The organism is Streptomyces sp. NPDC059142, assembly GCF_042755665.1.
Classification (GTDB): Bacteria; Actinomycetota; Actinomycetes; order Streptomycetales; family Streptomycetaceae; genus Streptomyces.
Map to the genome: position 1 here is coordinate 118,214 of NZ_JBHZDA010000006.1, position 12,551 is coordinate 130,764.

The 12,551-nt window shown below is 72.9% G+C and carries 7 protein-coding genes; 1 reads left to right on the forward strand and 6 read right to left on the reverse strand.

Going from position 1 to position 12,551, the window contains the following annotated elements:
• Nucleotides 1-63: 63 nt before the first annotated feature.
• A complete protein-coding gene (locus tag ACFXPK_RS04680; protein WP_385071606.1) occupies nt 64-6,681 on the forward strand; it encodes a beta-ketoacyl synthase N-terminal-like domain-containing protein in 6,618 nt (2,205 codons plus the stop codon).
• On the opposite strand, the gene ACFXPK_RS04685 is transcribed toward ACFXPK_RS04680, so the two are convergent.
• From ACFXPK_RS04685 to ACFXPK_RS04710, 6 genes are read right to left on the reverse strand one after another with little or no spacing between them, the layout of a single operon-like run.
• Nucleotides 6,668-8,212: a hypothetical protein gene (locus ACFXPK_RS04685; protein ID WP_385071609.1), complete on the reverse strand. Its 1,545-nt coding sequence runs from the start codon at nt 8,210-8,212 to the stop codon at nt 6,668-6,670. The genes ACFXPK_RS04680 and ACFXPK_RS04685 overlap by 14 nt on opposite strands.
• Nucleotides 8,209-8,841, reverse strand: a complete 633-nt coding sequence (locus ACFXPK_RS04690; RefSeq protein ID WP_385000538.1) for an ATP-binding cassette domain-containing protein — start codon at nt 8,839-8,841, stop codon at nt 8,209-8,211. Before ACFXPK_RS04690 ends, ACFXPK_RS04685 begins: the two co-directional genes overlap by 4 nt.
• Complete coding sequence (locus ACFXPK_RS04695) at nt 8,838-9,575, reverse strand: class I SAM-dependent methyltransferase (protein ID WP_385071613.1); 738 nt, start codon at nt 9,573-9,575, stop codon at nt 8,838-8,840. Before ACFXPK_RS04695 ends, ACFXPK_RS04690 begins: the two co-directional genes overlap by 4 nt.
• Nucleotides 9,568-10,140: a CypD family RiPP peptide-cysteine decarboxylase gene (locus ACFXPK_RS04700; RefSeq protein WP_385000544.1), complete on the reverse strand. Its 573-nt coding sequence runs from the start codon at nt 10,138-10,140 to the stop codon at nt 9,568-9,570. Before ACFXPK_RS04700 ends, ACFXPK_RS04695 begins: the two co-directional genes overlap by 8 nt.
• Nucleotides 10,137-10,703 carry a hypothetical protein gene (locus tag ACFXPK_RS04705; protein ID WP_385071617.1) on the reverse strand — a complete coding sequence of 189 codons (567 nt, stop codon included), beginning with the start codon at nt 10,701-10,703 and terminating at the stop codon, nt 10,137-10,139. Before ACFXPK_RS04705 ends, ACFXPK_RS04700 begins: the two co-directional genes overlap by 4 nt.
• Complete coding sequence (locus ACFXPK_RS04710) at nt 10,693-12,384, reverse strand: alpha/beta fold hydrolase (RefSeq protein WP_385071619.1); 1,692 nt, start codon at nt 12,382-12,384, stop codon at nt 10,693-10,695. The genes ACFXPK_RS04705 and ACFXPK_RS04710 overlap by 11 nt, the downstream gene beginning before the upstream one ends.
• Between the last annotated feature and the right edge of the window lie 167 nt (nt 12,385-12,551).

A 12,551-nucleotide genomic window follows, 5' to 3' on the forward strand; every position in this document is an offset into this window, starting at 1 on the left:
CACCGCCCGTCACCGTCACCGTCCCCGTCCCGTCCCGTCCCCTGGCCCGAGGTGAGCCCCCGTATGGAATTCGAACCGATCGCCGTCGTCGGCCGGGGGTGTGTGCTGCCCGACGCGCTCGATCCGGACACGTTCTGGGAGAACGTCGCGGCGGGCCGCGGCAGTCTGACGGCCGCCCCCGAGGGACGGTGGCGGCTGCCGCGCCGCTGGGCCATGGGCCCGGTGGACGACCATCTCGACCGTACCTATGGCGACATCGGCGGCTACGTCACGGGGTTCGAGTCCGTCTTCGACCCGACCGGGTTCCGGATCGCCCCGGAGCGGATCCTGTCGTTGGACCCGCTCTTCCACTGGGTCCTGTACGGCGTCCGTCAGGCCCTCGCGGAGGCGGGGCGCGAGGGACCGTTGCCGCGCGCGGGGCTGGTGCTGGGAAATCTGTCCTACCCGACGCCGCTGGGGGCGGCCTTCGCCGAACACGTCTGGCTCTCCGCGCAGCGCCCCCCGCTGCGGGAGGCCCTCATGGCGGGAGAGGACCGGGTACGGCCCGACGCCCGTAACCGGTTCTCGTCCGGACTGCCCGCCCTGCTCGCGGCCCGTGCGCTCGGACTCGGCGCGGGCACGTGGTCCCTCGACGCCGCCTGCGCCTCCTCGCTGTACGCGATCAAGCTGGCGTGCGACCGGCTGCACGACGGCACGGCGGAGCTGATGGTGGCCGGAGCGGTCAGCAGGACCGACCCCCTCTATCTGCACGTGGGGTTCTGCGGGCTGTCCGCGACCAGTCGTACGGGGCGCAGCCGGCCCTTCCACCGGGACGCGGACGGGCTGGTGCACGGCGAGGGCGCCGGATTCGTGGCGCTGACACGGCTGTCCGCGGCGCGCGCCGCCGGGCTGCCCGTGCTCGGGGTGATCCGCGGTGTCGGGCTCTCCAACGACGGGCGCGGCGCCGGGCTGATCAGCCCGGCGGAGGAAGGCCAGGTCCGGGCCATGCGTCTGGCGTACGACGCGGCGGGCCTCGCGCCCGGGACCGTGTCGCTCGTCGAGTGCCATGCGACGGGGACACCGGTCGGGGACGCGGTGGAGGCGCGCGCCATGACCCGGGTCTTCGGCGCCGGTGACGATGTGCCGATCGGTTCGGCGAAGTCGAACGTCGGGCATCTGCTGGCCTCGGCGGGGGTGGCGGGGCTGCTGAAGGTGGTCGGCGCGCTGCGTACGGGGATCCGCCCGGCGACGCTCGGCGCCGACCGTCCGCTGGAGGCGCTGGCGGGCACACCGCTGCGGGTGCTGAGCGCGCCGGAGCCGTGGCCGGGGCCGCGCAGGGCGGCGGTGAGCGCGTTCGGGTTCGGCGGGACGAACGCCCATCTGATCGTGGACCACCCGGACGAGGACGCCCCGGGGAGCGCCGTACGGTCTCCGGTACGCCCGGGGTCCGCCGCACGGTCTCCGGCACGCCCGGGATCCGCCGTACCGTCTCCGGTACGCCCGGGGTCCGCCACGTCCGCCCCTGCCCCGGTGCGGGGCGCGCCGGGCGGCGGCCGTGGCCCGGTGGCGATCGTCGCGCTGGGCGCCCGGGTCGGCGACGGGAGCTGCGCCGAGGACTTCCGGCGGGCGGTGCTGGGCGGCGAACGGCGCGGCGCCGCGGCGGAGATCGCGGTGGAACTGACGGAGCTGTGTTTCCCGCCGCTGGCCCTGGAGCGGACCGTACGCCATCAGCTCCTGGTGCTGGAGGCCGCCCGGGAGGCGGCGGGGGCGGTGTCCCTGCCCCGCGAGCGGACCATGGTGGTCGTCGGGATGGGGGTGGATCCGGAGGTGGCGCGGGCGGGGGCGCGCTGGCGGGTGCCGTACTGGCTGGAGCGGGCGGGGGCGGACGGCTCGGAACCGGCCGCGACGCTCGCCCGGGACGCCTTCGTGGGGCCCATGACCGCCGAGGCGGTGGTGGGCAGCATGCCGAACCTGGTGGCGAACCGCGTCAGCACCCAACTCGACCTGGCGGGAGCGAGTTTCGCGGTGTCGGCGGAGGAGGCTTCCGGTCTGGTGGCGCTGGAGGTCGCGGCCCGCGCCGTCCGGGCCGGAGAGGCGGACGCCGCGCTCGTCGGTGCCACCGATCTGTCCCACGAGGTGGTCCACCGGGCCGCGCTGCGGGAGTTGGGGCACGAGAGCGCGCCGGGCGACGCCGCGGTCGTCCTGGTCCTCAAGTCCCTGGAGACCGCTCGCGCGGACGGTGACACCGTCATCGCCCTGCTCGACGAGGAACCGGTGGACTCCACCGCCCCCGCCGAGGTCCCCGACATGGTCATCGGGGACGGCCCCGACGCGGTGTTCGACCCGGCGGCGTCCTTCGGCCGCGCACATGCCGCGTACGGGCTGGTCTCCGTCGCGGTCGCCGCGCTCGCGCTCCAGCACCGCGCGGTGCCGCGGGCCGGGCGGCCCGCGGACACCGCGGCCGTCGCGCGCACCGCCAGGGTCGTGGTGACACCGATGGAGGGGCCCGCCGCGAGCGTCCGGCTGCGCGCGGGGGACGCCCGGCCCTGGCTGCGGGGCCCGGCTCCACGTCTGTACGTCTACTCCGGAGCCGGCCGCCGGGAGGTGCTGGCGGCGCTGGAGTCCGGTACGCGGTCCACCGCCGGTCCGGCCCGGCTGGCGCTCGTGGTCGACGACGACGCCGCGCTGCCGGGCCGCGAGGAGGCCGCCCGCCGCTGGCTGGCGGAGGGCGGGATCCGTCCGCCGGACGTGGTGTACCGGGACGGGCCGGTCGTGGGGCGGACGGCGTTCGTCTACACCAACGGCTCGGCCGCGTATCCGGGGATGGGCCAGGAGCTGATGCTCGCGCTGCCGTCCCTCGGGGAGGCCGTCCGGGCCGGGCACGGGGAGACCGGGCGACGGCTGCGATCCGGGACGGAGCGGGGGGTGTTCGGCCGGATCTGGGACGCCGCCGAACTCGCCGTCTTCCACACCGTGTTCACCCGGGAGGTGCTCGGACTGCGGCCGGACGCCGCGGTCGGGTACTCCTCGGGCGAGTCGGCCGCGCTGGTCGCGCTGGGCGCCTGGCCGGACGCCGCCGGACTGTACGAGGCCACCCTGGCCAGCGGCCTGTTCACGACGGAGCTGACCGGTGAGCTGCGGGCGGTGCGACGCCACTGGGAGCGCCGGGGCGTCCAGGGCTCGCGCTGGGCGACCTACCTGGTCAACGCGCCCCTGGAGGAGGTCCGTACGGAGCTGGCCGAGGAGGCCGCCGTCCATCTGATGGCGGTGAACGCGCCCGAGGTCTGTGTCATCGGCGGCGAGTCCCGTGCGTGCGCCGCCGCCGTGGCCAGGATCGGCGCCGACCGTGCCATCGAGTTGGATTATGAACTCGCCGCACACGCACCGGAGTTGGCCGAGGTCCGTACGGTGTGGCACACGGTGCACCACCGTCCCACCGTCGATGTCCCCGGGGTGCGGTTCTACAGCGGGGCCACCGGGCGGTCGTACCGGGCGACGGCCGAGCGGGCCGCCGAGGCGCTCACCGCGCAGGGGCTGAACACGATCGACTTCGCGGCCACGGTCGAGCGGGCCTGGGCCGACGGCGCCCGGATCTTCGTGGAGCACGGGCCGCGCAGACTGTGCACCGGCTGGGTCAGACGGGTGCTCGGCGACCGGGAGCATGTGGCCGTCGCGCTGGACGCCCCGGGCGACACCGGGCTACGGCAGCTCTGCCTCGCGGTGGCCGAACTCGTCGTCGCGGGCGTACCGGTGCGCGCCGACGCCCTCTTCACCCACCTCGCGGACGCCGCCACCGGGCTTCCGCGCCCGGGGCCCACCGTGGCCGTCGCCGTACCCGCGACGCCGTGTCTGCCGCAGCCGCCCCCGGAACCCGCGGTCGTGACCCTGCCCCGGGCCCCGGAGCTGGCGCCGGTGCCGGACCGGGAGGCGGCCGGGACCCGCGCCTCGGGTCCCCTCCCACCGGCGGAGGCGACCGAGGGGATCCGTGGCGCGGTCGTCCGGCAGAGCCGACGGGTCGCCGCGCTGCATCAGGAGATCATGGCCGTACACACCGAGTCCCACCAGCGGTTCCTGCGCATGTCGGCCCTCGCCGTTACCGCGCTGACGGCCGCCGGGCCTCTCCCCGCGCGGGCGCCCGCCCTTCCGGCGCCGCGCCCGCACGCCGGTGCGCCCGCCCCCGCAGGCCCCGAGCGGCTGCCGGAGGGCCTGCCCGCGCCCGCCCGACTCGTACGCCCGGGGCCGAAGTTCGACCGCGCCCAGCTCGAACACCTCGCTTCGCGGGAGATCTCCGTCCTGTTCGGCCCCCGGTTCGCCGAGCAGGACGCGTACGCCGTGCAGACCCGGATGCCCGCGCCGCCCATGCTGTTCGCGGACCGGGTCACCGGCATCGACGCGGTCCCGGCGGCGCTCGCCGAGCCGGGCCCGGTGCGCACCGACGGAAGGATCTGGACCGAGACCGATGTCCTGCCCGGCAGTTGGTATCTGGACTCCACCGGGCGCATCCCGGCCGGGCTGCTGATCGAGGCGGGCCAGGCGGACCTGCTCCTGCTCAGCTGGCTGGGCGTCGATCTCCTCAACCGGGGCGAGCGCGCCTACCGGCTGCTGGGCTGCGAGGTGACGTACCACGGCAGTCCGCCGGAGGCGGGAGACACCCTGTGCTACGAGATCTACATCGACGGCCACGCGGAGCACGACGGTGTCCGGCTGGCCTTCTTCCACTACGAGTGCTACGTGGACGGCGAGTTGCGGCTGAGCGTCCGCGAGGGCCAGGCCGGGTTCTTCACCCCGCGGGAGCTGGCCGGCGGGGGCGGGGTGCGGTGGGACCCGGCCGGAGATCCGCCCGGTGACGGTCTGCCGCTCGACCCGCCCGCCGTCCGGTGCGAGCAGGACCGCTTCGGTACGGAACGTGTCGCGGCCCTGGCCCAGGGCCGGCCGGCGGACTGCTTCGGCCCCGGCTGGGAGGCGACCGCGGCCCATGTCCGTCCGCCGGGGCTCGACGACGGCCGTCTGCGGCTGATCGACGAGGTGACCGCGTTCGATCCCGCGGGAGGGCCGTGGGGCCGCGGCTATCTGCGGGCCGAGACCCCGCTGTCGCCGGACGACTGGTTCTTCGAGGGGCACTTCAAGAACGACCCCTGCATGCCGGGCACCCTGATGCTCCAGGGCGGTCTCCAGGCGATGGCGTTCTACCTGGCGGCCATGGGCTTCACCCTGGACCGGGACGGCTGGCGCTTCGAGCCGGTCGCCGGTCACCCGTGCCGGACGATGTGCCGGGGCCAGGCCACCCCGTCCGGGCGGCGCGTCGTCTACGAGGTGTTCGTACGCGGTGTCTCGGCCGGCCCGGTGCCCACGCTGTACGCCGATGTGCTGGGCTCGGTGGACGGCGCGAAGGCGTTCCTGGGCCGCGATGTGGCGCTGCGGCTGGTCCCCGACTGGCCGCTGTCGCACTGGCGGCGCTCGGGCCCGCCCACCGTGCGGACCGACGCCCTGCCGGTGCCGCTCCCCCTGCTCGGCGGGCTGGCCGGGCACCGGGAGGCGAAGCCCGTGGCGGTGGCGTCCGACGGACTTCCCTTCGGCTACGCCTCGCTGCTGGCGTGCGCCTGGGGCAGACCGAGCGAGGCGTTCGGCGCCGCGTACGAGCCCTTCGACGGCGCCCGGAGGGTCGCGCGGCTGCCGGGCCCGCCGTACCACTTCATGAGCCGGGTCGTCTCGGTGGACGGCCCGCAGGGCGGTATGCGGGAGGACAGCGCCGTCGTCGCGGAGTACGACGTGCCCGCGCGGGCCTGGTACTTCGAGCAGAGCGGCGGCCGGACGATGCCGTTCGCCGTCCTCATGGAGATCGCGCTGCAACCCTGCGGCTGGCTGGCCTCGTACGCGGGCAGCGCGCTGACGAGCGCCACGGATCTGCGGTTCCGCAACCTCGACGGGACGGGGACCGTCCACGGTGAGGTCACCCCGGCGACGGGCACGGTCACCACCCGTGCCGTACTGACCCGGGTCTCCCGCAGCGGGGACATGATCGTCGAGTCCTTCCGCGTCTCGTGCACGGCGGACGGCGCGCCGCTGTTCGAACTCTCCACGGTCTTCGGCTACTTCCCGACGTCGTCCTTCGACCACCAGCCGGGTCTCCCGGTGGCGGCCGAGGAGCGGGCCCGGCTGGAGGAGCCCTGCGGGCGTACGGTCGATCTGACCGGGCGGCCCGACCGGTACTTCGCCGGGGAGCCGCGGCTGCCGGGCCCGATGCTGCTGATGCTCGACCGCATCACCGGCTGGTGGCCGCAGGGGGGCAGCGCGGGGCTCGGCCGGCTGCGGTCCGAGAAGGACGTGGTCCCCGGCGAGTGGTTCTTCCGCGCCCACTTCTTCCAGGACCCGGTGCAGCCCGGGTCGTTGGGGCTGGAGGCCATGTGCCAGTTGCTCCAGTTCCATCTGCTCGAACGCGGCGCCGCCGACGGCGTTCCGCACCCCCGGTTCGAGCCGGTGCTGCCCGGCCGCGAGACGGTCTGGACGTACCGCGGCCAGATCACCCCGGCGAGCGGGCTGATCCGGGTGGACATGGACATCGTCGAGTCCGGTACGGACGCGCGGGGCCCGTACGCTGTGGCGGACGCGTCGCTGTGGGGCGACGACACCTGTATCTACCGGGTGCGCGGGCTGGGCATGCGGGTGGTCCCCGCCGGTGTTCCCGGTGCTACGCCCGGCTGAGGCGGCGGAACAGTTCGCGGTGCGCCCATCCTGTTCTGCGCAGTCCCGTCCAGACACAGCAGGCGGCGACGGTCAGCGCGAGCGAGGCCGCGCCGAGCGCCGAGGGGACGGCGTTCATCAGGGCGACGCCGGTCACCACGGCGACGATCCCGTCGAACTGCCAGGCCACGACGCGCAGTCCGGAGAGATCGCCGAGCGGCGTGACGATCGGGAGGAGCAGCTCCAGCGGCAGATGCAGCTTCATCTCCCGCAGGAACCTGGCACCGAGCACCAGCACCAGTGTCGCCGCGACGAGCAGGACCGTGGTGCCCAGGCGTCCGCTGTGCGACGACCACCGCGCCATGACCGCGACACCGCCGCCGAGGGACACACCGGCGGTCACGGCGACGACGGGCCACGCCAGCGTGCGGGCGAGCACCCCGCCCCACCACTCGCCGAGGAGCGGAACGAGGGTCAACTCGTCGCGCAGGCCGCGCCATGTCTCGCTCACCCATCCCGATCCCAGATACACACCGATCGCCCCGGCCACCCACCAGGGCCACGCCGGGCCGCTGTCCGGACCGGCCGCCCCGTGGGTCAGTACGGCGCCGCCGATCAGCAGGAGCGTCACGGCCGCGCTCGCGCGGCCGCGGGTGCGCAGCGCCCGGACCGCGCCCTGGGCGAGATGCCCGCGCAGCCGCCCATCCGGGCGGATCAGCGCCGAGGTGAGCCCGCGCGGCTCGGGCCGGTACAGGTCGAGCGCGTGGTGGAGCGTTCCCGTCCAGGCGTATGCCTGCGCCTGGGAGGCGCGGGCCGACTCGCGGGCGAGCCGGGGCAGTTCGACCGTACGGATCGACCGGAAGGCCGCCCGGCCGAGGCCCGCGACGGTGGCCGCCGCCACGACGGCGACCAGCCATGGACCGGCCTCGCCGCCCGGCCCCGTCCCGCTCACCGCGGTCACGGCGAGCGCCACGGCGCCCGCGGCGCAGGCGAGCACGGCGTTGTCGCGCACCGTCCGGACCTGGCCCCACAGCCAGGCCACGGCTCCGACGGCGCTGAGCCCCGCCACGACCGCGAGCCCCGGGAGCGCGGTGCCGGGCCGGTCGAACAGGTCGGTGGCGAGGTAGGCCGCCGCGCACGCGGAGAGCAGGACGGCCGTGCCGGTGTACGTCAGCCGGCGCCGGGCGATCGTGCCGAGGTAGTCCGTCGGGGAGATGTCCGTGGTCATGAACACGTGCAGCAGGAAGGGCTGGAGGACCAGCGGCCCCCAGAACCGGCCGGCGAGCTGGGCCGCCCAGCACACCGTCACCGCGAGCGCGCAGATCAGCGGCGTCGCCTCGGCGAGGGGCCCGACGGATACGAACGCCGGTGACGTGGACCGGGCGTGGACGACCGGCACCAGGTAGAAGACGGCGAACAGGGCGACGAGATAGGCGGTGTACGCGCGGCCCCGTACCGTGGCACGGTCGCCGCGGCGGGCGTACCGCTGCCGTACGGCGTGGACGCGCGTCCTGGCGTCGGACACGGTCTGCGCGAGGGTGTCCGTGGTCATCCCAACTCCACGCGTCCGTCGCGTACTTCCACCAGCGCGGGTTCGTGGGTGGCCACCAGGAACGAGGTGCCGTCCTCCGTCCGTTCGGTGAGCAGGTCGGCCACCAGATCGACGCGGTCGCTGTCGAGGTGCCGTTCGGGCTCGTCGAGCAGGACGACATCGGCGGGCCGTACCAACGTCAGTGCGAGGCTGAAGAGTTGCAACTGTCCGGACGAGACCTGGTGGGGGAACCGCTCCCCCAGCGCGGAGAGTCCCAGCCGCTCGATGATCCGTTCGGCGCCTTCTGCGGTCTCCGGGGCGTTGCCGTACCAGGACGCGGCGACCAGGGTCACCTGCTCGCGCAGGGTCATGTCGCGGGCGAAGGGGATGGGTTCGACGAGCGAGGCCACCCGGCGGCGGTGCAGGGGCTTCGCCATGTCGGCGGGTTCGCCCATCACCGAACAGGTGCCGGCCGTCAGACTACGGCCGCCGAGGAAGGCGCGCAGGAGGGTGGTCTTCCCCGAGCCGTTGCCGCCGGTGACACACCAGAACTCGCCCGGCATCACGCTGAACGTCGTGGGTGCGAGCAGGGTGGTGTCACCCATCATGACCGTCGCGCCTTCTGCCGCGATCGCGGGAACTCCGGTCATTTCTCCTCCAGAACCACGAGCATTTCCCGTGAACGCGCGCTGTAGTCCTCACCCGCGTAGGACCCGTTGACGCCCGTCACGTCCAATCCGGCCATCCGCGCCATCAGCCGGATCTCCGGCAGCGTCGCCCAGGTGGCCGTCTCGTGGAACGCGGTGACCGCGGACGCGCTGTGGACCATGAATATACTCATGACGACCTGGGCGGCGCGATCCGAGGTCTGGGTGATCGTCACCATCTGTTCCCGGCCCAGCGGATAGGTCACGGAGGTCGCGTCTCCGCCCGCCCGGAGGAATTCGGCGGGGTCGGTGCAGTCCAGGAAGGCCGCGCCTCCGGGCTTCAGATGGCGTGCGACGACCCGCAGGAGATCGATTTTCTCGTCATGGCTCTGGGCGAGGAAGAATGTATTCCTCGAAAGGGTGATGACATCGAACCGCTTATCGATACGGAGCTCGCGGAAGTCGGCTTCCACCGCCTCGATCCCGCGCTCGCCGCGCCGGCTTTCGAGCAGGTCCAGCGAGGGCCGTGAGGCGTCGACCGCTGTCACCCGGGCGCCCGCGTCGGCCAGCGCGAACGACGAGACCCCGGTGCCGGCTCCCAGGTCCAGCACGGTCCGCCCGTCGAGTGGCCGGTGCGAGGAGACCCACGCCACCAGCCCGGCGGCCGGGGACAGCATCGACGCCACCCGGTCGTAGGCCGCGATCGCCGCCGGGTCGTACACACTGGGGTCACTCACGGGAAAGACCTTTCTCCACCATCTTGTTGGCCACGGCGAGGGCGCCCGGGAGGTTGAACCCCACTTCGGCAGCCGTGCGGCTGCCGGCCCGTACGCCGGTCACCCGGGGCGCGAATCCGATGTTCGACCGGAGCCGGAGGGTGCTCATGTTGCTCTCCACGATCTCGTTCGATCCGGGGAGCGTGTCGGCTATCACGATGGGCCGTTCCGTCACCTGGAACATCAACAGGGCGGGGGAATCCGCCCGGCCTTGCGCGAGACGCATGAGGGTGTCCAGAGTCGCGGGGAAAACGATGAAACACTCGGACGCGCCACTCTGTCCGGAATTGACCTCGGGCGGCAGTCCGGGGTCGTCCCAGGAATCCGTCCACACCTGGCCGTTGACCAGATGACGCAAGGCCCGGACCGTCACGAACCGGGTGGCGGACCGCGTCACCGAGACATGGACGACCAGGTCGGGATGGAGTTCCCGCAGCCAGTGAATCCACCACGGCACCAGTGCGGCGCTGATGGATCCCGTGACATGCAGATGCAGTTCGGCACCTTCGAATCGCTCCACGTTCATCCGGTGGTCGCCCCCTCGGCAGGAACGGGGCCGAGTGCGATCCATTCGGAGGTGAGGATCGGCTTCATTCTCTGCTCCGGTGGCGCGCTGGGAAAGACATTCATGAGAAGAAACTGCAGGGCGGCCGAATCGTCCGCCGCCGCGGCCCGGCTCGCGGAGAACACCAGTTGATACGGCAGGCTCCGGGTGACCCAGCCGAAGTCGGCCTGGTTCGCGCTCATGACGGAAAGCTGCTGCATCGCATCGAACAGCGCTTTCGGTCCCCGGCTTTCGGGATTCCAGAGAACCTGTGTCCATCCGTGGTCCACTTCCGGGGTCACATCGCGCCAGGGCGTCGGCGCGGCGCCGTACGAGGTGGATTCGCGCACCAGCAGATGGACGTTCTGCACCCCCGGATTGGGAGCGAAGAACCGCCAGCCGGGCAGCGGCCAACCGCCGGTGAATTTCCGGAGGTCCTGATTGTAGGAGTCGGGCGTGTTCTGGAGGACCGTCGAGACGAGGTGCGCCGCGAGCGCCCCCACGGCGAACGCGCCCGCAGCACCGCGTATCCGTTCACTCAGCATCCATGAACCTTCTGATGGCGTCTTCGACCTTCTCCGCGTGCTGCCTGTATCCGATGATCGACCGGTGCGCGGAGCCGTCGACGACCTCGACGCCTGCTCCGATCTTCTGCGCGAGCGCCGCCTGCTGTTCGGCGTTCTCGCCGGACGCGATCACGAGGACCGAGGCGACCGCCCCGAGGTCGGCCAGGGCGCCGTCGGTACGCACCGCCCGGTACTCACGGACCGAGTTGACGATGTTCTTCGGCGAGAACACGAACTGCACATGGCTGTACTGGGTGTCGGGGGTGTATCCCGCCTGGCGCTCCACCGCGTTCGGTGCCCACTGGTAGACGCCGGTCACGGCGGCGAAGAGCGTATGGACCTGCGCCTGGACGAACGTGCCGAACCGTCTGCGGTCGGAGCGGTCCGCCGCGAGCAGCTCCGGGTCGGTGCCGTCGACGATGACGAGCCGGCGCGTACGGTCGGCGAAGCGGGGGTCCCGGACGTAGGAGGCGGCGCTCAGCGAGCCGATGGAGTGGGTGACGACCACGATCTCGCCCTTGGCCCCGACCTCGTCGAGGACGGCGTCGAGGAGGTCGCCGCTGGACGCGCGGGATGTCGTGAAGCCGTATCCGGACCGGTGGTAGCGGACGACCGTGTGGTCCAGGGAGAGCCGTTCCGCGACCCACTCCCACGAGTCGAGGGACTGCCCCAGGCCGCACTCCAGGACGACCACGGGCCGGGAGTGGTCCGGCCCTCCCGTGGGGTGGTCGACGGCGTACTCGATGTCGCCGCTTCCGCTCCGGAGCCGTGAGACGCCCTTGGGTCCGAGCCGCCGCTGTTCGGCGATCGTCCGCTTCTCCCGGGCGATCAGCGCGCTCGCGAGGGTCACCCCGCCGGCGATGCCGAGCACGGTCTTCTCGAAGGTGCGTCGCCGCCCCCGGGTGTCCAGCACATGGCCGACCGCTCCGTGGGAGCCGACGAACCCCCAGACGAACCGCGGCAGTTCCATGGTCGCCGCCACACCGACGTGGAAGAGCTTGACCGCGGAGAGCGCGTGGGAGGCGTGGGCGCGCGGCAGCAGGTAGACGAGCGGGAACGACGCCTCCCACGCGACCGTGCCGATGGTCAGCGCCCTGCAGAGTCGCGGATGCCGGCGCAGTATCTCCGCGGCCGGGCCCCGGCCGTACGCCTCCGTCCTGAGGACCTCGGGCAGCGCGTCGCCCTGGACCCAACTGCTGCCGAACGCCTTGGAGATGCCCGAGACGGCGTAGCTGAGACCCGCCTGGAAGTTGACCGCGCGCAGAAAGAGGTCGTCGGACACCCGCGGGTCGGCCATCAGCGCCGTGAGGGTGCGGTACTGCGTGATCACCGCCGTCATCTGGTCCGCGCCGTCCCGGCCGTACGGTGTACGGATCTCGCTCAGCCGGTTGCAGACTCCGATCACCGCGGCCGCCGTGATCTGCGCCTTGCGATGTCCACGGGCCAGCGCCAGCCCTGTCGCCGCCGCGAGCGTCACGCCGGCGAGCACCTTGGGTGTACGGCGGTGGTCGAGGACGCGGCCGAGCCGGTGCCGCAGGCTGCCGGGCGGATACTGCTGGGCCGACACGCCTCGGAGGTAGCCGTCGTCGTCGAACTCCCCTTGGAGACTCAAGGTCTCCGCGGAGGCGAGTATCTGTCCGATCGCGATCGGCAGAAACACACGATCAGCCGCTTTCTGGGCGGCGGTTGCGCTCGACGCGCGCTGCTTCCACCGCTGCAATCTCACGAAACTCTTCATCTTTCCGTCTCGGACTCGAACGCGGCTACGGGCACGGGAGACATGGGGGGGGGGGTAAGAAACCCACAAAATGGAGGACAGAAACACAC